General features: G+C 41.3%; 17 protein-coding genes and 1 pseudogene. 8 read left to right on the top strand and 10 right to left on the bottom strand.

The genetic code is table 11. The features are described from left to right. Positions 1-196 precede the first annotated feature (196 nt). Positions 197-1,420, bottom strand: a complete 1,224-nt coding sequence (serB, locus tag HMPREF0014_RS20645) for a phosphoserine phosphatase SerB (RefSeq protein WP_004711408.1) — start codon at positions 1,418-1,420, stop codon at positions 197-199. 59 nt (positions 1,421-1,479) lie between these two features. Between serB and HMPREF0014_RS20650 the strand changes: the two genes are divergently transcribed. The 8 genes from HMPREF0014_RS20650 to glmS all read left to right on the top strand — a co-directional run bounded on the left by HMPREF0014_RS20650 (position 1,480) and on the right by glmS (position 9,751). Continuing rightward, on the top strand, positions 1,480-2,787 hold the full coding sequence (locus tag HMPREF0014_RS20650; protein WP_082187634.1) for a hypothetical protein: 1,308 nt from the start codon (positions 1,480-1,482) through the stop codon (positions 2,785-2,787). Positions 2,788-3,026: 239 nt separating this feature from the next. After that, positions 3,027-4,148: a bifunctional 3,4-dihydroxy-2-butanone-4-phosphate synthase/GTP cyclohydrolase II gene (ribBA, locus tag HMPREF0014_RS20655; protein ID WP_002053756.1), complete on the top strand. Its 1,122-nt coding sequence runs from the start codon at positions 3,027-3,029 to the stop codon at positions 4,146-4,148. A gap of 11 nt (positions 4,149-4,159) precedes the next feature. After that, on the top strand, positions 4,160-4,630 hold the full coding sequence (ribE, locus tag HMPREF0014_RS20660; protein WP_001007829.1) for a 6,7-dimethyl-8-ribityllumazine synthase: 471 nt from the start codon (positions 4,160-4,162) through the stop codon (positions 4,628-4,630). Between the two features lie 3 nt (positions 4,631-4,633). Next, positions 4,634-5,083, top strand: a complete 450-nt coding sequence (gene nusB, locus HMPREF0014_RS20665) for a transcription antitermination factor NusB (RefSeq protein WP_002053850.1) — start codon at positions 4,634-4,636, stop codon at positions 5,081-5,083. A 15-nt stretch (positions 5,084-5,098) separates the two neighbouring features. Continuing rightward, positions 5,099-6,016, top strand: coding sequence for a thiamine-phosphate kinase (gene thiL, locus HMPREF0014_RS20670; RefSeq protein ID WP_004711406.1), 918 nt, complete (start codon positions 5,099-5,101; stop codon positions 6,014-6,016). Continuing rightward, positions 5,994-6,527 carry a phosphatidylglycerophosphatase A gene (locus HMPREF0014_RS20675; RefSeq protein WP_004711405.1) on the top strand — a complete coding sequence of 178 codons (534 nt, stop codon included), beginning with the start codon at positions 5,994-5,996 and terminating at the stop codon, positions 6,525-6,527. The genes thiL and HMPREF0014_RS20675 overlap by 23 nt, the downstream gene beginning before the upstream one ends. Positions 6,528-6,535: 8 nt before the next feature. Further along, positions 6,536-7,900, top strand: coding sequence for a bifunctional UDP-N-acetylglucosamine diphosphorylase/glucosamine-1-phosphate N-acetyltransferase GlmU (glmU, locus tag HMPREF0014_RS20680; RefSeq protein ID WP_004711404.1), 1,365 nt, complete (start codon positions 6,536-6,538; stop codon positions 7,898-7,900). A 12-nt stretch (positions 7,901-7,912) separates the two neighbouring features. Continuing rightward, positions 7,913-9,751 (top strand): glutamine--fructose-6-phosphate transaminase (isomerizing), encoded by a 1,839-nt coding sequence (glmS, locus tag HMPREF0014_RS20685; RefSeq protein ID WP_002053990.1) that lies wholly within the window; start codon positions 7,913-7,915, stop codon positions 9,749-9,751. 200 nt (positions 9,752-9,951) lie between these two features. Here the strand turns inward: glmS and HMPREF0014_RS20690 are convergent. The 9 genes and pseudogenes from HMPREF0014_RS20690 to hutU form a co-directional block, all read right to left on the bottom strand. Then, positions 9,952-10,246, bottom strand: a pseudogene (locus HMPREF0014_RS20690) (hypothetical protein). 718 nt (positions 10,247-10,964) lie between these two features. Further along, positions 10,965-11,765 carry a glutamate racemase gene (gene murI, locus HMPREF0014_RS20695; protein ID WP_006581433.1) on the bottom strand — a complete coding sequence of 267 codons (801 nt, stop codon included), beginning with the start codon at positions 11,763-11,765 and terminating at the stop codon, positions 10,965-10,967. A 23-nt stretch (positions 11,766-11,788) separates the two neighbouring features. After that, a complete protein-coding gene (locus HMPREF0014_RS20700; RefSeq protein WP_004711385.1) occupies positions 11,789-12,427 on the bottom strand; it encodes an HAD family hydrolase in 639 nt (212 codons plus the stop codon). A 99-nt stretch (positions 12,428-12,526) separates the two neighbouring features. Further along, a complete protein-coding gene (locus tag HMPREF0014_RS20705) occupies positions 12,527-14,353 on the bottom strand; it encodes a DUF885 domain-containing protein (protein ID WP_006581434.1) in 1,827 nt (608 codons plus the stop codon). 253 nt (positions 14,354-14,606) lie between these two features. Continuing rightward, positions 14,607-15,527 (bottom strand): formimidoylglutamase, encoded by a 921-nt coding sequence (gene hutG, locus HMPREF0014_RS20710; protein ID WP_006581435.1) that lies wholly within the window; start codon positions 15,525-15,527, stop codon positions 14,607-14,609. A gap of 10 nt (positions 15,528-15,537) precedes the next feature. Next, positions 15,538-16,743, bottom strand: coding sequence for an imidazolonepropionase (gene hutI / locus HMPREF0014_RS20715; protein ID WP_020992334.1), 1,206 nt, complete (start codon positions 16,741-16,743; stop codon positions 15,538-15,540). A 51-nt stretch (positions 16,744-16,794) separates the two neighbouring features. Then, positions 16,795-18,207 (bottom strand): amino acid permease, encoded by a 1,413-nt coding sequence (locus HMPREF0014_RS20720; RefSeq protein ID WP_006581437.1) that lies wholly within the window; start codon positions 18,205-18,207, stop codon positions 16,795-16,797. Between the two features lie 64 nt (positions 18,208-18,271). After that, a complete protein-coding gene (gene hutH / locus HMPREF0014_RS20725; RefSeq protein ID WP_004704779.1) occupies positions 18,272-19,810 on the bottom strand; it encodes a histidine ammonia-lyase in 1,539 nt (512 codons plus the stop codon). An 87-nt stretch (positions 19,811-19,897) separates the two neighbouring features. Next, on the bottom strand, positions 19,898-21,574 hold the full coding sequence (gene hutU, locus HMPREF0014_RS20730; RefSeq protein ID WP_006581438.1) for a urocanate hydratase: 1,677 nt from the start codon (positions 21,572-21,574) through the stop codon (positions 19,898-19,900). Positions 21,575-21,654: the final 80 nt, after the last annotated feature.

Raw genomic sequence — 21,654 nt, forward strand, 5'->3', positions numbered from 1 at the left:
CTTCCTATATGGCGTCAATTCTGGCGTGTCATTACAAAAAACTATGCTGTTTTTTTGCCTCAAAATAAGTTTTTTTCAGTTTTTTTTATTGCCTTTTTTCTGTGCATCATTTTGTCATAACTTGCTTGTTTTTATGACTATTCTGCATAAAAAAAGCGCTACTCTTGAGCAGCGCTTAATGATTGTTCAGTATTATTTAGGCACGGCTTAAATCTTTGTCATGCATACCGAGTAAATACAAGACACCATCTAAACCAACGCTTGAAATCGCCTGATTGGCATTTTGACGAACAAGCGGTTTAGCACGATATGCGACACCAAGACCCGCAATCGCAAGCATCGGTAAATCATTTGCGCCATCGCCGACAGCCATCGCTTGCTCTAGTGAAATACCAAGTTTGTTGGCAAGCTCACGCAGCAACTCTGCTTTACGCGCACCATCAACAATTACACCTTTTACTTCACCTGTTACAACGCCATCTTGTACATCTAAAACGTTGGCATGAACTTCATCAATACCTAATTTAGCTTGTAAATATTCAGCAAAATACTGGAAACCACCAGATAAAATTGCCGTTTTATATCCAAGTGCTTTTAAAGTCGAAATAAGGCGTTCCGCACCTTCAGTAATGGTCAAACGCTCAGCGATTTTAGGTAAAACAGATGCATCAAGACCTTTTAATAATGCAACACGTGCACGGAAACTTTGTTGGAAGTCCAACTCACCTTGCATTGCTCTTTCAGTAATTTCAGCAACTTGCGCGCCTACCCCTGCTTCAAGCGCCAACTCATCAATTACTTCTTGTTCAATTAAAGTTGAATCCATATCGAAACACACTAAACGGCGATTACGTCGATAAGCGTTGTCTTCTTGGACAGCGACATCAATATTTAATTCGCTTGAAAGAAGTAAACAAGCAGCACGCATCGCTTGTGCATCTAAAGTTGGACCACTACTTAAACCAAACTGAACACAGGCACGACGAGGCAATGTACTGTCTTTTTCAAGGTCTACACGGCCAGATAAACGGGTGACAGTTTCAATGTTAAAGCCTTGTGTAGACACAATTTGTGTAACTGCTTGTAAATGTGCAGCAGTCAGTTCAGGCGCTAAAGCAGTGACGATATAACGGGTTCGTCCACCTTCGCTTACCCATTGATCGTATTCTGTGCCCGAGATTGGTTTAAAGCGCACTGTTAAGCCAATATCATGTGCTAAAATCAAAATCTCTTTCATTGCCAACGCTGTCGCAGTTTCATTTTCAGAGGCGACCACGATGCCCAATGTCAGTTGATTATGAATAACGGCCTGACCTACATCCAGTATTTGCAATGAATGTACGGATAGTACTTGCATTAATCGGGTAAACTGGTTTGGTTGGTCCGGTCCTAAAAAGGATATAAGAATGATTTCTCGCATGAATTGACTCTAGTCTGAGTGACAACTATTGTAAGAATCATAATCGAATTTCAATATAATTGCCTTGGAAGTTTAACTTGATTGCGCCTAGACAAGGGCTATTTGCTAGCCTACTGATCATTAGTTTTGCATTGCATACCTTTTTATTGGTGATTGCAACGACACACCAGCTCAATGAAAACCGTGCGAGTCAAGGTCAGCTCATGACCAGTCAACTCGTAGCAGACAGCTTATCTGAGCTTGAGCCTGCCAATACGGTATCTTTGGCGCTTATTGCCAATCGCTATGCGACCAATCCAAGTGTGGCATCTATCCGTATTCTTGATGCCAATAAACAAGTTTTGGCAACAAGCGGCATGTCAAAAACTCGCGAAGGTGAAATTTTTGTTCGTGATGCTCTTCAAAACGAGAAGAAAGTCGGTTCTATTGAAATTACGCTTATTCAACCAAGTATTGGGGAAATTCTTCGTACCCAATGGCTTGCGATTTTAGCTTCACTGTTCCTACATATTTTATTATGGCTTGCTTACCGTGCTATCGCTCGTCCAACCCGTAGCGAATACTTGGCCCGTATTAACGAAGAAAATCGTTTAAAACATGAGATTCAAGAGTTAACTCAAGCACTCGCACTAGAAAAGCAAAATACAGTGACCTTGGTCGCACAAGCTCAGCAGCAAGCTAAAGCTAAACCACTGGTTCGTACACAACCAGAAAAAAGCGCTGAGTCTCCAGATCAAGATACCTTAGCACTTAATATTCAGTTTTATGACCCTAAACAGTTGTTAAGTAGCGTTAACCAGTCTGTTTCTGTTCCTTACTTTAAACTTTGTCAGCTCTTTTTAAATAAAAGTATTGAGCTATGCACGAAGCATTATCATTTAAAGTCTACAGATATTGAGATAGTAGATGAGTTCCATGCCGAAGGCGCAACACTCGCAATCTCAACTTCACATGCACACGCTGTAGAGTGCCTACTTATGGTAGGTACAGTGTTCCAATTACTGTCAGACGTTTTATATAAGCGTTACCGTGAAGATAAACGCTTTGCACTGCAAACCCGTAGTGCCGTGTGTCATGCTGTAGAAGCAATGCAAATTGACGCCAAAGAAGCTGCTCAGCGTTTAGCACAACATCTTCACGCGAAAGAATCTGCACTTTATCTTGATAATGATCAGCTTAAAGCGATTCAAGACAGCTATCAGCTTGTTGCTATGCCAAACCCAAGTAATGTTATGACTCGCCATGCATTTATGATTAACGGCATGAATGCTGAATGTGCAGAGCTTGCGCAAAATATTCGAACTGAAATTTTGATGGGCAAAAAATCAATTCCACAAAATGATAGCCCAAGTAGTGCAGCTTCTTAAAAGTCTTTGTGCGCATTTAAACCTAGCCTTTTGGCTAGGTTTTTTTTATTTAAATTCATGGTATTTAGTTTAAATAATTTTATTCTCTTATGATTTATTCAGATAAATAAATCCAGATCTATTATGTCTCGTTATAAATTTGGATAAATCAGAATCATAGGCAAAATTCTATAAACAGCGTAAACTATGCGAAATTTATTCAATAGAAATTGTCTTACGACAAAAAAAGGTGAAAGCGAATGCCGCTGAGTCGTGTTGAAGATCTTGTCGCCGATATTCGTGCAGGCAAAATGGTTATTTTGATGGATGACGAAGATCGCGAAAATGAAGGTGATCTTGTCATGGCAGCAACGCATGTTCGTCCTGAAGATATTAACTTCATGATTACACATGCACGTGGTCTAGTTTGCCTAACGTTAAGCCGTGAGCGCTGTAAACAGTTAAATCTTCCTTTGATGGTTGATCAGAATGGTGCTCAGCATAGTACAAACTTTACGTTATCGATCGAAGCAGCTGAAGGTATTACAACGGGTATTTCAGCAGCAGAGCGTGCACATACAATTCAAACGGCTGTCGCAGCGCATGCAAAACCAAGCGATATCGTACAACCGGGCCACATTTTCCCACTCATGGCTCAGCCAGGTGGTGTTTTACACCGTGCAGGTCATACCGAAGCAGGCTGTGATTTAACACGTCTAGCGGGCTTTGAACCTGCATCTGTGATTTGTGAAATCATCAATGAAGATGGCACAATGGCACGCCGTGCAGATTTAGAAATTTTTGCCGAGAAGCATGGCCTAAAAATTGGTACAATTGCCGACTTAATTCACTACCGTATGACGAATGAGCAAACTGTAGAACGTCTGGATCAAAAAACGATTCAAACAGAATACGGATCATTTGAGCTCTATCGCTATCGCGAGATCGGTAACCCGGACATTCATTTGGCTTTAGTTAAAGGCGAGCCAAAAGAAGGGGTTACAACGGTACGTGTACACGGTTTCAGCCCAATTCGTGATTTGCTTAAGCTGAATAAGGCTGACGGCGAACCTGCTTGGAATCTTGACCGTGCACTACAGACGATCGCAGCAAGTGACCGCGGCGTTTTAGTCTGGATCGGGCAAGATCATTTGCAAGACTTGGGACCAGCGTTGGATGATTTAAACAAGCCAAAACCGGTGAAATCCAATGCAGCACTTTCACATCAATATCAAACGATTGGTGTAGGTGCTCAAATTTTGCGTGATTTAGGTGTTGAAAAAATGAAGCTTCTTAGCTCACCATTACGTTTCAATGCCTTATCTGGCTTTAATTTAGAAGTAGTGGAATATGTCACTGCTGATCAAATCACAACGAAATAATCGAGGTTGCTATGGCAATTCGCCGTATTGAAGGTTTATTACATCTCGCAAGCGAAGGTCGTTATGCGATTTTAGTGGGTCGTTTCAACAGCTTTGTTGTTGAACACTTATTGGAAGGCGCGATCGACACATTAAAACGTCACGGCGTAAATGAAGATAACATTACTGTTATTCACGCTCCTGGCGCTTGGGAACTCCCGATCGTTGCTAAAAAATTAGCTACATCAAACCAGTTTGACGCCATCATTGCTCTTGGTGCAGTGATTCGCGGTAGCACGCCTCACTTTGACTTTGTTGCTGGTGAATGTGCAAAAGGTTTAGGTGTAGTTGCGTTAGAAAGCAGCTTGCCTGTTATCAATGGTGTATTAACTACTGACAGCATCGAGCAAGCAATCGAACGCTCAGGTACAAAAGCAGGAAACAAAGGTAGCGAAGCTGCTTTAACTGCAATTGAAATGGTTAATTTATTAAAGGCAATTTAAAGCATGTCTCAAACACTGCAAGCCGCTTATGCAGCAAAACGCAAAGCACGTCGTTTTGCTGTACAAGGTATTTATGAATGGCAAATGAGTCACAACCCTGTACACGAAATTGAAGCACGTACCCGTGCTGAAAATGCAATGCACAAGGTCGACTTAAGCTATTATCACGAACTACTTACTCAAGTCATCGCTCAACACGAAGACCTTGATGCGTTACTTATTCCGGTACTTGACCGTGAAATTGACGCACTTGATGGTGTAGAGCTTGCGACTTTACGTTTAGGTGCTTACGAGTTACGTGATCATTTAGAAATTCCATATCGTGTGGTACTTGATGAAGCAATCGAACTCGCTAAACATTTTGGCGGAGCAGACAGTCATAAATACATCAATGGTGTATTAGACCGCCTAAGTTCGACACTGCGTAGCGCAGAAAAACAACAAGCAAACTAATAGGCTTGGTGTTCTATGGCTGAGTTTTCAATTATTGACCAGTACTTTAATCGGCAGTCAAACTCCGATGTCGCGCTTGGTATTGGTGATGACTCAGCCTTAATTACTCCCCCTCCAAATCAACAACTGGTGATCTGTGCAGATACACTTGTTGCTGGACGTCATTTCCCTCTTGAAACCTCACCTCATGCGATTGGCTGGAAAAGTGTTGCTGTAAATCTTTCAGATATTGCCGCAATGGGTGCCAAACCGCACAGTATTTTACTAGCAATCAGCTTGCCTCAAGTTGACCATGAGTGGCTTAAAGGGTTTAGTCAGGGAATCTATGACTGTTGTAATCAATTTGGTGTTGCCTTAATTGGTGGAGATACCACTCAAGGCCCACATCTCACCATTACCGTTACCGCAATGGGCTGGATTGAAACCGGAAAAGCCGTGTTACGTTCAGGCGCAAAAGTTGGTGATTATGTATGTGTGAGCGGACAGGTAGGTGATGCAGCCTACGGTTTACAGCACTTGGGCCATCCTCTACAGCAAAGACTCGACTATCCGACACCACGCTGTCAGCTTGGACAAGAGCTAAAAGGCCTTGCCTCTAGCATGATTGATGTGTCAGATGGCTTAGCGCAAGATTTAGGACATATTTTAAAAGCATCCAAGGTTGGAGCCCGACTCGTCTTGGAAGAATTACCTGTTGACCCTGTATTGCAACAACTAAAAGAACAACAACGTTGGCAATATGCGCTTGCAGGTGGTGATGACTACGAATTATGTTTTACAATAACACCGCAAAATTATGAAAAACTTTTGCAAAAACAACTGGACGTTAAGATTACAATGATCGGACAGATCGTTGAGCAAACAAAACTAACTTTTGAGCATTTGGGTTCAGATTACCCATTGCAAATTCATGGATACCAACACTTTGCATAAACCGCCGATTCATTTTAAGAACATGTCTTGGTTCAACCGCTGCATCGTTTTCTGTGGGGTTGGTTTTGGATCTGGTCTCGCTCCTAAAGCACCCGGTACTTTTGGTTCTGCTTTTGCCTTACTTTTCATTCCTATCTGGTTATCTCTCGGATTTACCTTAAGTTTAATCGCTATTCTCATCATGTCCTTGGTGGGAATTTATATTTGTGGTCAAACGGCAAAAGTCCTTGATGTTCATGATGATGGGCGAATTGTTTGGGATGAATTTGCAGGACAATCAATTACTCTTCTGCCTTTAATATTTTTTAATATAATGTCGTTACAATGGGCACTAATTGGTTTTTGCTTATTCCGCCTGTTTGATGTTTGGAAACCTTGGCCAATCCGTGTTGCCGACCAGAAAGTTGCTGGCGGTTTCGGAATTATGCTGGACGACATCATTGCAGGGCTTTGGGCGGCACTCTGTATCATCATATTTATTACTTTCTGGGGCGTAACGCCATTTAAGTAGGTTTACTCATGTCAACTACCGTCATTATCCTAGCTGCAGGCAAAGGAACGCGAATGCGTTCACAACTACCTAAAGTATTGCAACCTTTAGCTGGTCGCCCACTCCTAGGACATGTTATTAAGACAGCAAAACAACTATTAGCAGAAAATATCATTACCATTTATGGACATGGCGGCGATCACGTAAAACAGACGTTTGCACAAGAAAACATTCAATGGGTTGAACAAGCAGAACAATTAGGTACAGGTCATGCTGTACAAATGACTTTACCGGTACTTCCTAAAGACGGTATTTCATTAATTTTATACGGTGATGTTCCTTTAGTCCGTCAAACAACGCTAGAGCAACTTGTTGAAGTATCAAGTAAAACCGGTATTGGGATGATTACTTTACATGTCGACAACCCAACAGGTTATGGCCGTATTGTTCGCCAAGACGGAAAAATTCAAGCGATTGTTGAACATAAAGATGCAACTGATGCTCAGCGCCAAATTCAAGAAATCAACACAGGTATTTACTGTGTAAGCAATGCAAAACTTCATGAATGGTTACCTAAGCTTTCTAATGAAAACGCACAAGGCGAATACTATTTAACTGATATCGTTGCGATGGCGGTTGCAGATGGCTTAGAAATTGCCTCTATTCAGCCAGAACTTGCTTTTGAAGTTGAAGGGGTTAATGACCGCTTACAACTTGCGGCACTTGAGCGCGATTTTCAGCAACAGCAAGCAAAAGAACTTATGCAACAAGGCGTAACTTTTGCCGACCCTGCTCGTTTCGATTTACGTGGTTCTATAAAAGTTGGACACGATGTCCGTATTGACGTAAATGTCATTATTGAAGGTGACTGTGAACTCGGTGACTTTGTAGAAATCGGTGCTGGTTGTATTTTGAAAAATACAAAAATTGCAGCGGGAACCAAAGTTCAGCCTTATAGTGTTTTTGATGGTGCAATTGTTGGTGAAAACACCCAAATTGGTCCATTTGCACGCTTACGCCCAGGCGCTAAATTGGCAAACGAAGTCCACATTGGTAACTTCGTTGAAGTCAAAAACACAACCATTGGTCTTGGCAGTAAAGCCAATCATTTCACCTACTTAGGTGATGCCGAGATCGGTGCCGATTCAAATATTGGGGCAGGTACAATTACCTGCAATTATGATGGTGCAAATAAACACAAAACCACTATTGGCGATGCAGTCTTTATCGGTTCTAATAGCTCGCTGGTTGCGCCTGTGACTATTGGAAATGGAGCAACAGTCGGTGCGGGTTCTGTGATTACGAAAGATGTGGCTGAACAAAGTCTCTCCTTTGAACGTGCTCAACAAATTTCTAAAGCAAATTATCAACGTCCCCAAAAGGTTAAAAAATAAGAGGATTGAATTATGTGTGGTATCGTCGGAGGCGTTGCAGAACGTTGTGTAACCGAAATTTTAATTGAAGGTTTAAAACGTCTTGAATATCGCGGTTATGATTCAGCAGGCGTTGCTGTACTGAATAATGAAGAAGTTTTACGTGAGCGTCGTGTAGGTAAGGTGATTAATCTTGCCGATGCAGTTGCTGATCAGCAGCTCACTGGGGTAGTTGGTATTGCTCATACACGTTGGGCAACACATGGTAAACCAACTGAAAATAATGCTCACCCTCACATGTCGGGTAAAGTGGCAGTCGTACACAACGGTATTATCGAAAACTATCAAGAGCTTAAAGATGACCTTCAAGCTTTAGGATATGTATTTACCTCTCAAACAGATACAGAAGTTGTCGCTCACTTAGTTGCAGAAGCACTAAAAAGCACTGACAGCTTACTTGAAGCAGTACAATCTGTTGTTCCTCAGCTTAAAGGTGCATATGCACTGGGTATTATCCATAGCGATTACCCAGATGAGTTAATCACTGTACGCGAAGGTTCACCACTGGTGATTGGTGTAGGTATTGGTGAGAACTTTATTAGTTCAGACCAACTTGCGCTTTTACCTGTGACTAACCGTTTTATGTATTTAGAAGAAGGTGATATTGCTCGCCTGACTCGTACTTCAATTGAAGTATTTGCAAACGGTGAACTTGTTGAACGTCCAGTGAAAGAGCTTGACGCAACGGTAAGCAATGCTTCAAAAGGTGAATACAAGCACTACATGCTCAAAGAGATTTATGAGCAACCAGAAGCAATTAAACAAACAATTTCTCAAGCGCTTGATGGCAACAGCTTACGCGAAGACTTCTTGCAAAATGCTGAAGCAGACTTTAGCAAAGTTCAAAGCGTACAGATTATTGCATGTGGTACAAGCTATCACTCAGGCATGATCGCGAAATATTGGTTTGAACAACTGATTGGCGTGCCTTGCCAAGTTGAAATCGCAAGTGAATTCCGCTATCGCACACCTGTGATTGTTGAAAATACGCTCTATATCTGTATTTCTCAATCAGGTGAAACAGCCGATACTTTAGCTGCATTACGTGAAACTCAAAAACGTGCCAAAGCAAACAATATCGATATTCAAACTTTGACTATCTGTAACGTTGCGACGTCTTCAATGGTACGTGAAACTGATCACCACTTATTGACCCTTGCTGGGCCTGAAATTGGTGTTGCATCAACTAAAGCGTTCACGACTCAGCTTGCTGCACTTATGCTACTCGTCTTAAAAATTGGACAAGTAAAACAGCGTATTAGCAATGTCATGATTGAAGAGATTGCTCGCGAATTGTGGCACAGCCCGAAAGTAATTCTTGATACGCTTAAGAATGATGCTGAAATTTTACGTTTATCAGAATTGTTTGTTGAAAAACAACACTGTTTATTCTTAGGCCGTGGCACACACTATCCAATCGCTTTGGAAGGTGCGTTAAAGCTTAAAGAAATTTCATATATTCACGCAGAAGGTTATGCGGCTGGTGAGTTAAAACATGGGCCATTGGCACTTGTTGATACTGAAATGCCAATCGTGATTCTTGCGCCAAACGATGAAATGCTTGATAAGCTTAAGTCAAATATGGAAGAAGTTCAGGCGCGTGGCGGTGAATTATTCGTATTCGCTGATGAAAATAGCGGCGTAGTTGAAAAAGATCGTCAACACGTTGTACAAATTCCGGCAGTAAACGAATGGCTTGCTCCAATCATTTATAGCGTACCAGTTCAGTTGTTGTCTTATCACGTTGCTGTATTACGTGGTACAGACGTTGACCAGCCGCGTAACTTGGCGAAGTCAGTAACTGTAGAGTAATTCAAAAAAGATCATTATTAAGGCATCACTTGCTTTAACAACTGATTGATTAAGCCCGATATGTAACGCATATCGGGCTTTTTTATTGCGTTCATACCAGAACATAAAGGACACTCCCCTAGGCCCCCATGCCACAACAGACTTTTACTTTTGCGCTGATTTAAAGTTTGAGAGGTCATTGCGACACAGAGATAAAGGAGCTAAGCGAACTTAGCCCATTTCAGTTTTGTTGCAGTGTTGAATACTGCTAAACAAGTTAGGGGCAAAGTCCTGTGGGAGAACAGGACTTTGCAAACTGGTGTGTTTTAAACGTTGTACAGTCTGAGGCGAATACACCTGTGCAAGCTGCTGGCAAACACAATTACAACTGGCTTGCATGTGTTTACCTGACAAACAAATTCTTTTAAATTCCTGCTGAGCATTGGCATCATCATTGGTAATACTGTAAGCACCGACCACAAGGTTTAAAATCAATATAAATTTATGAAGTTTCATATTATTCTCATGATTATTTATATCTTTAAATAAAATAAAAATATAATTCGATTAAATATTAAAATAATTTTTTAAATAATAACTAACCCTCCCACAAACACGGGAAAATAAAATAATTAAAATTTTAAAATAGAAATAATTTATAAATTTAAAAAATCAGGTCGCAAAAAACCCAAATTTTAAATAAATAAAATAATTAATTGAGAGAGAAAATGAGTTTGAATAATGGCATGGCCAACTCCTTAAAAATGGAGTTCTACCACCAAATCACCGCGAACTAATTTAGGGTGGTAGAACGAAAGAGGGTTAGCAGACTGACCTAGCGACCAGCACGCGCGAACGCGTCCCCCTTCCGCCCTACCATAGAGAAAAAGGGGGCACAAAGGTTCCACACGAGAAATACTGAGGAAGTATAACCCGCTACGCTAGGGTCGGTCTGCTAAAACCGGCTGGCAATGTAGGCCAGCAACGAGATAATAATTGGTGATTTTAATTACGTCAATTTATTTTAATGAAAAACTTTAAATATAATCATTTTATTTATATTTTAATAATATTATTTTCTTTATCATATTTAGAACTTTTAATTAAATTTAAAATATAAACTTGGGTTATATATATTTAGCTAATGAAATAGATTAATATTTAATTTCAATTTAACAATCTATATAAAAATATAAGATGATAAGCAAACACCTCTTATCATCTTTTCTAGAGTTTACTTTTCTATAGCTTTTACGGGTAAACGCGTACCTAACAAAGAAAAAGTAACATCCGCAACTTCCAACGGGTCTGAACTGGTCCAAATAATATGGTTCCCTTCATTTGGACTTTCAGAACTTAAATGATACTGATTGAGCTGCCGTATTAATTGGGCTGTTACAGCTTCGGAAGGCTCAATAATTTGAATATCACGCCCTACAATTTCCTGAATCGTGTCTGAAACAAACGGATAATGTGTACATCCTAAAATAATCGTATCGACTTTTTGCTCGACCAACGGTGCCAAAATATTTTTTAAATAATCCTTAACTTCCGCTGTATGTGCTTTGCCCGTTTCAATTTTTTCAGCCAAACCAATACACGGCACCAAAGACACTTTAATATCTTGCGCATACGTTTCAATTAAACTTTTTAAGTTTTTGCCCTTCACCGTGGTTGCCGTTGCCAAGACAGCAATATGCTTGCTCACGGTCATGGCAACCGCGGGTTTTACCGCTGGTTCTATCGCAATAAGTGGCACATTAATTTGTGCTCTAATCGTTTCAATTGCTACAGCCGTCATGGTGTTACAAGCAACCACAATCGCTTTGCACTTACCTTGAGCAACTAGGTTTGAAATTAAATGCGTGGTTCGTGAAACAATCCAGTCGCTTTCTCTGTCTCCATAAGGGACATATCTCGAGTCGGCGAAATAGATAATGTCTTCATTCGGAAGAGCCTGCCGAATATGCTTAAAGAGAGACAACCCACCTAAACCAGAGTCAATCATTCCAATCGGGTTGTTCTTGTTATTCATGGTTTGTCCTGCATTTCATATATTTAGAAAAATTCTTTCATGGTTGCCAAGTCTGTTAGCACGACTTTGGGCTGGATGGTTTTTAATTTTTCGGCCGATGTATAACCCCAACCTACCGCAGCAAAATCAATACCTGCTTTATGTGCAGCTTCGCCATCGGTGGTTTGGTCGCCGACATAAATGGCATGGTTTTTACTTACATCCAAAATGTTGAGAACACGCGTTATCCGCTTCGCTTTGCCAAATATAGACGAGCCGCCATCAATATGACTAAAAAGCTCACAGAGTTCTTTACCGAGTACATTTTGACAGTTTTCTTTAGAGTTTGAAGTAATAATTGCGAGCGTATATCCACGCTTATGCAGTTCAATTAAGTGGTCCCGCATACCTTCAAACAAATGAATTTCTTCATCTCTTTCTTTCATTAACTGAATAAAATCTTTCGCAATCCAAGGCAGTTTCCATCGAGAGACATTCATCTCTTTCATAATTTCTCTAGGCGTAAGTTGTTTGTAGTACTCGACTTCGTGAAGGCTTACCGATTTAAACTTATACTTTGCGGAAAGTTGATTTAAAACGCTTAGAAAAAAATGAAAGGAGTCGGCTAAAGTGCCATCTAAATCAAAAATAATAGCCTGATATTGTTTTAGGTTTTTTTCCATTTCTAGTTTCGAAAATATATTTTTTATTATTATATTCTGTTTTCTATTGGTTTTTAAATCAGGCCCAACGAGGACCTGACCTAAATTTCAAATTTTATTTTAAGCTGCCGCTTTTTGTTCCTTTATCCAATTTTTAATACGGGCATCAAGTATATTTAAAGGCAAGGTTCCTGCATTTAAAACCATGTCATGGAAGGTTTTAATATCAAAACGATCTCCAAGCTCATGTTTGGCGAGCTCCCGTAGCTCTAAAATTTTGAGTTGGCCCATCTTATAAGCTAATGCTTGGGCAGGAATAGCAATATATCGATCAGTCTCTGCCTGAATATCTGGTTCATCTAAAGCAGAGTGTTCTCGCATAAAATCAATCATTTGCTGACGGGTCCATTTTTTATAATGCACACCAGTGTCAACCACTAAACGACAAGCACGGAACAACTCACTCGATAGTCGTCCATAGTCTGAAAGTGGGTCTTTATAGAAACCAACATCTTTACCTAGTTGCTCTGCGTAAAGTGCCCATCCTTCTATATAGGCAGTATGGTTAGGTTGCTTTCGAAACATCGGCAAGTTTGGCAGGTTTTGGGCAATATCAATCTGCATATGGTGGCCGGGAATTGCCTCATGGTAAGCAGTTGCTTCCATGGATATTTTGGAACGTTCAGAGAAGTCCCCTGTATTTACATACACTTGTCCGGGACGTGAACCATCAGGTGTTCCTTGATGATACTCCGCTCCTGCCGCTTCTTTTTCTCGATATTGCTCTACAGGTAAAACTTCGACTTTATTTTTAGGTAATAAACCAAACAGCTTCGGCAACTCCGGTTGCATTTGGGCAATATACCCGCGATAAATCTCTAAAATTTCTTCACGAGATTTTGGGAAAACAGCAGGATTTGTTTTTAAGGATTGTTGGAAACTTTTTAAGTCATTGAAACCTTGCGCTTTGGCAATTTTCAGCATTTCTGCTTCTATACGAGCAACTTCTTTTAACCCGAGCTGATGAATATTTTCAGGGCTTTCAGAGGTTGTCGTATTGTTTTCTACATAAAAACGATAAAGCTCGTCACCATTTGGCAAGCTCCATATACCCTCGTGTTGTCGTCCATGGGGTAAGTAATCTTTCTGAATAAACGTACCGAGTTTTTGATAAGCGGGGCGAACATTCTGATCTATGGCCTGTAGTATTTCACGGCTTAAACGTTCTTGTTCTGCTTTAGAAATGTTGTTTGGAAATTGCTTTAATGGAGAAGCAAATACACTGTCTTTCCCTGCTGGAGCTGCAATGCTATCAATCTGCTTTGCCACCTTTTCAATTAAATACTTGGGTGGCATCAAACCGTCTTTTTGTCCTTGTTTCGCTAACTGAATACCTTGATCAAGAATAAGAGGAATTTGTTTTAAACGAGCAATATAGTCTTGATATTGTTTAGCATTATTAAATGGAATCGAACTAATAAATCCCGGAAATTGTAAATGTAGTCCCCACATTTGATTAAAAGGCATCTCATACAATTTCAAATCATAATTTTTAAGAGTTTCTTTCAACTGATAAATCATTAAATCTTTATTTAATTGATCAGTTGCTGAAAATCCTGTGCTATCAATCGCTTCAAAACGTTTTAAAAAATTTTGAGTAGTTTTTTTATCTTTCTCAATCTGATTTTTTGAAGACTCGGTCCATCGATCGTTGTAGCGTAAATCGCCTAAAGTCGTTGCAGTTTCAGGATTATTTTTCAAAGTATATTCCCATTGTTCTTGTAAAAGCTGATTTAAAACTTTCACCCGAACAGAGACATCACTGTTTTGCTTAGATTGTGATTTTTCGATGGTATTTGTATTTATTTCGGGGGTTGTAGCATTAGACGAATGAGACATCCAAAATAAAACACTGATACAAGCAAAATGTAAGGTTCTGTTTTTCATTTAATTATCCAAACATATTTAACGAAGTTTAAAATATAGACAAAACAAATTACGTGCCAAGCAGCCTATAAAATAGTGTAAAAATCGAGTATTTTTTTAACTCAATGATTTTATAAATTAATTTTCTTTTTAATTAAATTATTTATAGTTGCTATCTATACTCCCTATTTGACTTTAATTTACCAGAAAGTCAAAAAAAGCGCACATGAGCGATCTCAGTGCACTTTTTCATTTCTACATTAAAAATTGTTTCTCAAGAAAACAAATATTGATAAACAATATACGCAGCCAATTTTGCTGTTCGATTGTCCAAATCAAATTTTGGATTGCACTCAGCAATATCTAGAAGTTTGATTTTGCCAGTCTCTTGAATATGCTTAAAAATTGCTTCAAAAGTCGCTAAATCAATTCCTTTTACGGCTGGCGCACTGACCCCAGGTGCAACCGCAGCCGCGAAGACATCTAAATCAATCGTAACGTACAAACAGTCTACTTTTTCAATAAAAGCGTCAACCGCTGCGAGCACGTTTGGTAGGTTAAAAATATTAACCTCATGATCGCGTAAATATGAACAATTTAAAGCATCGGCTGTATCAAACAAAACTTTAGTATTGGCATGGTTGGCGACCCCAATACATAAATAATTAAATTGTTTTTGATGCTGTTCTGAAAGCCTTGCTGCTTGTAAAAAAGGTGTTCCAGAGGTGGCATGCTCTGCTTCACGCAAATCAAAATGGGCATCAAAATTAATAATGCCTATTTTTTTATCTGGCGCGTGGGCTTGTACATATTGGAATAACCCACTAAAGCTGCCAAATGCAACTTCATGTCCACCGCCCAATACAATCGGTTTTAAGCCATGTTCTAGGCTATTTGCGACTTGTTCTGCTAACTCACTTTGTGCTTGCTCTAAATTCTCATATTCGCAAGTCACCGTACCCAAATCGACCAGACTCACTGGACGATGAATCGGTAAGTTAGCCAGTTGCGTGCGGATTGCATCTGGTGCATCGGCAGCACCGACTCGACCCTTGTTACGCTTCACGCCTTCATCAGAGCTAAAACCAATCAGGGCAAATTCGGCATGTTGATTTTTGTTCACAATATGGTGGATACGTTGATGTGCCTCACCCTCGCCATCATGTCGGCCTTGCCATTTAAATGTGTGATTCATGTGACACCGTTTAAAAAATAACTTCTTGTCCATGCTGAACGACTCGCTTAGGCAAATCTCCGCCAAGCCAGTAAACAATTTCAGATGGATGCTCAATATCCCAAGCCACAAAGTCAGCGACTTTACCCTGCTCCAAACTGCCGTGTGTTTGCTCTAAACCGAGTGCTTGTGCCGCATGAATAGTGACACCTGCTAAGGCTTGTTCTGGGGTTAAACGGAATAACGTACTGCCCATATTCAGCATTAAACGCACAGAAAGTGCTGGCGATGTACCCGGATTTAAATCACTCGATAGCGCAATACGCACGCCATGCTTAATCAGACTTTCAATTGGTGGGTATTGTGTTTCACGCAATAAATAAAAGGCACCCGGCAATAACACAGCAACCGTACCCGACGCTGCCATGGCTTTGACATCATCTTCGGTCATGTACTCTAAATGGTCAGCCGACAAAGCATGATAACGTGCTGCCAAGCTTGAGCCGCCTAGTGATGAAAGCTGCTCAGCATGAAGTTTAACGGGTAGACCCAATGATTGTGCCGTTTTAAAAACACGTTCAACCTGAGCAGGCGAAAAGGCTAAATGCTCGCAAAACGCATCTACTGCATCGACTAAACCTTCAGTATGCAGTTTAGGCAACATTTCTGTACAGATATGCTCGATATAAGCATCGCTTTGATCTTTGTACTCTGGCGGTAACGCATGGGCAGCCAAACAGGTACTTTTGACCGTCATCGGTAATTTTTCACCAATTTGACGGATTACACGCAGCATTTTGCGCTCGTTTTCGTAATTGAGTCCGTAGCCAGACTTAATTTCAATGGTGGTGACACCGTCTTGCTGCATACAGCGAATACGTTTCAGTGCTGAGTTTAAGAGTTGTTCTTCACTGGCTTCACGTGTTGCGCGTACTGTACTTGCAATACCGCCACCGCTTGCTGCAATTTCCGCATAACTTACGCCTTGTAAGCGCTTTTCAAACTCAACACTACGGTTGCCACCAAAAACACTATGCGTATGACAGTCGATGAAACCTGGGGTCACCCAAGCACCATTTAAGTCAACTGTTTCGGAATAAGTGTCGGCAGGAAGTTGTTGTTGTTTTCCAATCCAGTGGATGAGATGCCCTTCGGTAACAATTGCAGCATCTTCGATATAAGAATATTGCCCATTTTGCATGGTCGCAATATGGCAGTTTTGCCAAAGTTTTTTCATTAGCCTATCCTCGAAACTGCCCAACAGTAAAACTATTGGGCAGTTGATTTGTTAGCTTTCCATTTCTATGTTTTGCTGGACAGGCTCACTTTCCTTTCCCAAGCTTTGCTCCGGTTTTACCCAAATGCGGTACGCAATGGTTAATAGAACAAGCCAAGTGATTCCTACATAAATTGCAGGACGCGAGTCTGGGAAGTAGCCCATCATGACTAAAATGAACACCATAAAACCGATTGCAAAAGCAGGTGCATATGGCCAGCCAAATACAGGGAAATCTAGTGCCTTAATTTCAGCAGTAGATAATTTACGGCGCATCGCCACTTGCGAAAGCAAGATCATGAGCCATACCCAAACGGTTGCAAACGTTGCAATTGAAGCAATGATGACAAATACATTTTCAGGAATCAGGTAGTTCAGCACCACACCAATTAACAGCACGCCAGCCATAACCACCACAGTCATCCAAGGCACACCATTACGTGAAAGTTTCTTGAACACTTGCGGTGCTTGACCACGATTTGCCATACCGTACAACATACGGCCTGCACCAAATACATCACTATTAATTGCCGAAATCGCAGCAGTTACCACCACAATATTTAAAATATTTGCAGCAGATTTAATGCCTAGGTTTTCAAAAATTTGTACAAATGGGCTGCCTTGGCTACCAATTTGGTTCCATGGGAAAATCGACATAAGTACAAAAATAGTCAGTACATAGAACAGTAAAATACGGACTGGAACGGCATTAATTGCTTTTGGTAAAGTGGTCTTCGGGTCTTGTGACTCACCTGCCGTTAGACCAATAATCTCGATCCCGCCAAAAGCGAATACCACTACAGATAAACATGCCACTAAACCTGCAATACCATGTGGCATGAAGCCATCATAAATCCATAGGTTTTGAAGCCCCGGTACAACATTGCTGTGGTCAACATGGAAACCGTAGAACATTAAACCCAAGCCACCTAAAATCATGGCAACAATGGCACTGACTTTAACAATAGAAAGCCAAAATTCGAGTTCACCAAAGACTTTTACATGAATAAGGTTAATTGCGCCTAGGAACATGATGAGAGACAAAATCCAGATCCACCGCGGTACATCGGGATACCAGAACCCCATATAAATACCAAACGCAGTGACATCGGCAATTGCAACAATCACCATCTCAAAAACATAGGTCCAACCTGTGGTAAAACCCGCCAATGGACCAATGTACTGAGATGCATAGTGGCTGAATGAGCCAGAGACAGGGTTATGGACAGCCATCTCACCCAGTGCGCGCATAACGATATAAATTGCAATCCCTGCAACGATATACGCGAGTAATACTGAAGGCCCTGCCATTTTGATGGCAGTCGCCGAACCATAGAAAAGCCCAGTTCCAATTGCTGAGCCCAATGCCAAGAAACGAATATGGCGGGTGTTTAAACCCCGCTGTAGTGTGGAGTTTTGTGACATTATAATCTCCAATCCTTGAGGAAATTTAGTTGGATTCGGCCACTCCATGTGACCGTTTTATCAATCACACTTCAGATAAACTAGGGAGTAGTTTTGGAATGAGTAACTTGTTTAGGCAACCACTCGCAAGCAATTCACTAGCCTGTTCGATATCCGGAGCAAAGAAACGATCTTCGCTGTAGTAAGGAACTTGATCGCGCAAGATTTTACGAGCTTGTTCAAGTTTAGGCGAGCTTTTTAAACCTTCACGGAAGTCTAAACCCTGACAAGCGCCTAACCATTCAACAGCTAAAATGCCACGAACGTTGTCAGCCATGTACCAAAGACGCTTACCAGCATTCGGAGCCATCGATACGTGGTCTTCCTGATTGGCAGACGTTGGTAAACTATCAACGCTTGCAGGATGTGCAAGTGCTTTATTATCGCTCGCAAGTGCAGCAGCTGTCACTTGTGCAATCATAAAGCCTGAGTTAACACCGCCATTTGCAACCAAGAATGGTGGAAGTTGTGACATGTGGCGGTCCATCATCATCGAAATACGACGTTCAGACAGTGAACCAATTTCAGCAATTGCCAATGCTAAATTATCTGCCGCCATTGCAACAGGCTCTGCATGGAAGTTACCACCAGAAATCACGTCACCTTGTTCAGCAAAAACAAGCGGGTTATCTGATACAGCATTTGCTTCAATTTCTAATACTTCAGCAGCCTGACGGATTTGCGTCAAACATGCACCCATGACCTGTGGCTGGCAACGTAAAGAGTATGGGTCTTGAACTTTGCTACAGTCTTCATGTGAATGTGCAATTTCACTTGAGTCAGTTAATAGGTCACGGTAAGCCGCAGCTACATCAATTTGACCACGTTGGCCACGTACTTCGTGAATACGCGCATCGAATGGTGCACGTGAACCCAACATCGCTTCAACGCTTAAGCCACCACAAACCGTTGCAGCAGCAAACAAGTCTTCAGCTTCAAACAAGCCACGTAATGCATAAGCAGTTGACACTTGTGTACCGTTTAAAAGTGCCAAACCTTCTTTAGCAGCTAAAGAAATTGGTTCTAAACCTGCAACTTTTAAAGCTTCAACGGCTGGTAACCATTCACCCTTATAACGTGCCTTACCTTCGCCCAGTAAAACTAAAGACATGTGTGCAAGTGGTGCCAAGTCACCTGAAGCACCTACTGAACCTTTCAATGGAATGTGTGGGTAAACTTCGGCATTAATTAAAGCCAACAAAGCATCAATTACTTTACGACGGATACCTGAGAAACCACGCGCCAAGCTATTTGCTTTTAATAGAATAATTAAACGAACCATTGCATCATCAAGTGCTTCACCTACACCTGCTGCATGTGACAGAACCAATGAACGTTGTAACTTTTCTAAATCTTCAGGAGCAATTTTGGTTGACGCGAGTAAGCCAAAGCCTGTGTTAATACCGTAAGCTGTACGCCCTTCATTTACAATTTTCTCAACGCAAGCCACACTTGCATCAATTGCAGATGAAGCACTTTCATCCAATTTAACTTTGATCGGGTTGAGGTACGCTTGACGTAAATCGGCTAAGGTCAGTTTTCCCGGTTGGATAAGTAATTCCATGTTGGCTTCCTAATTTTTTGCACTATATTCTGCTGAGACGGTGCTTTTCACAATTGCAAAAAGCACCGCTAGTTCTTCCATGTATTTTTATTGCGTGATCATTGGCAAGTGTAAGCCTTGCTCTTTGGCACAGTTAATCGCAATTTCATAACCTGCATCGGCATGACGCATAACACCTGTTGCAGGGTCATTGGTCAGTACGCGAGCAATACGTGCAGCAGCTTCATCTGTACCATCACACACAATCACAACGCCTGAGTGTTGAGAGAAGCCCATACCTACACCACCACCGTGATGTAAAGACACCCAAGTTGCGCCGCCTGCTGTATTGAGCAACGCGTTTAATAAAGGCCAGTCTGATACTGCATCTGAACCGTCTTGCATTGCTTCAGTTTCACGGTTAGGACTTGCAACCGAACCTGAGTCCAAGTGGTCACGACCAATCACAACTGGTGCAGACAATTCACCGCTACGAACCATTTCGTTAAATGCCAAACCAAGTTTTGCACGTAAGCCTAAACCAACCCAGCAAATACGCGCTGGTAAGCCTTGGAAGCTAATGCGTTCACGAGCCATGTCTAACCAGTGATGTAAATGTTCATCATCAGGAATTAACTCTTTAACTTTGGCATCTGTTTTATAAATGTCTTCTGGGTCACCAGAAAGTGCTGCCCAACGGAATGGACCAATACCACGGCAGAACAATGGACGGATGTAAGCAGGTACGAAGCCTGGGAAATCAAAAGCGTTTGCTACGCCTTCATCTTTCGCCATTTGACGGATGTTGTTGCCATAGTCAAATGTTGGAACACCCATTTTCTGGAAATCAAGCATCGCTTGTACGTGCTTCGCCATCGACTGTTTTGCAGCTTTTACCACAGCTTCTGGTTCAGTTTTCGCACGTGCACGATATTCGTCCCAAGTCCAACCTACTGGTAAGTAGCCATTAAGTGGATCGTGTGCACTTGTTTGGTCTGTCACCATGTCTGGACGCACACCACGGCGAACAAGCTCAGGTAAAATTTCAGCAGCATTACCATGAAGTGCAATGGAAATTGCTTTGCCTTCTTTTGTATAGCGTTCAATACGCGCTAAAGCATCATCTAAATCAGTCGCTTGTTCGTCTACATAACGAGTACGTAAACGGAAATCGATACTTGCTTGTTGGCATTCAATGTTTAAAGAACATGCACCTGCAAGTGTTGCAGCTAGAGGCTGAGCACCACCCATACCACCTAAACCAGCAGTAAGAACCCAACGACCTTTTAAGTCACCGTTGTAGTGTTGGCGGCCTGCCTCAACGAAAGTTTCATATGTACCTTGTACAATGCCTTGGCTACCAATGTAGATCCATGAACCTGCTGTCATTTGACCGTACATTGCAAGTGCTTTTGCGTCTAACTCGTTGAAGTGTTCCCAGTTTGCCCAGTGTGGTACAAGGTTTGAGTTTGCAATTAAAACGCGTGGTGCATCTTTATGAGTTTTAAATACACCTACTGGTTTGCCTGATTGAACTAATAAAGTTTCATCAGTTTCAAGATTTTTTAGAGTATCTACAATTTTGTCGAAACATTCCCAGTTTCGTGCTGCACGACCAATACCGCCGTATACAACTAACTCTTTCGGGTTTTCTGCAACGTCCGGATCAAGGTTATTCATCAACATACGTAATGGGGCTTCAGTTAACCAACTCTTAGCCGTTAATTCAGTGCCGCGTGGTGCACGAATTTCTACATCACGAAATTTTGTTGTCGTTGTTGTCACAGTCGGACTCCTTCCTTTGAGCTTACATCAGCAGAACATCACTTGTTTCTGCATTTGTATAGTAATGTATTAACTTGTAT

This window comes from Acinetobacter sp. RUH 2624 (assembly GCF_000162375.2).
Classification (GTDB): domain Bacteria; phylum Pseudomonadota; class Gammaproteobacteria; order Pseudomonadales; family Moraxellaceae; genus Acinetobacter; species Acinetobacter nosocomialis.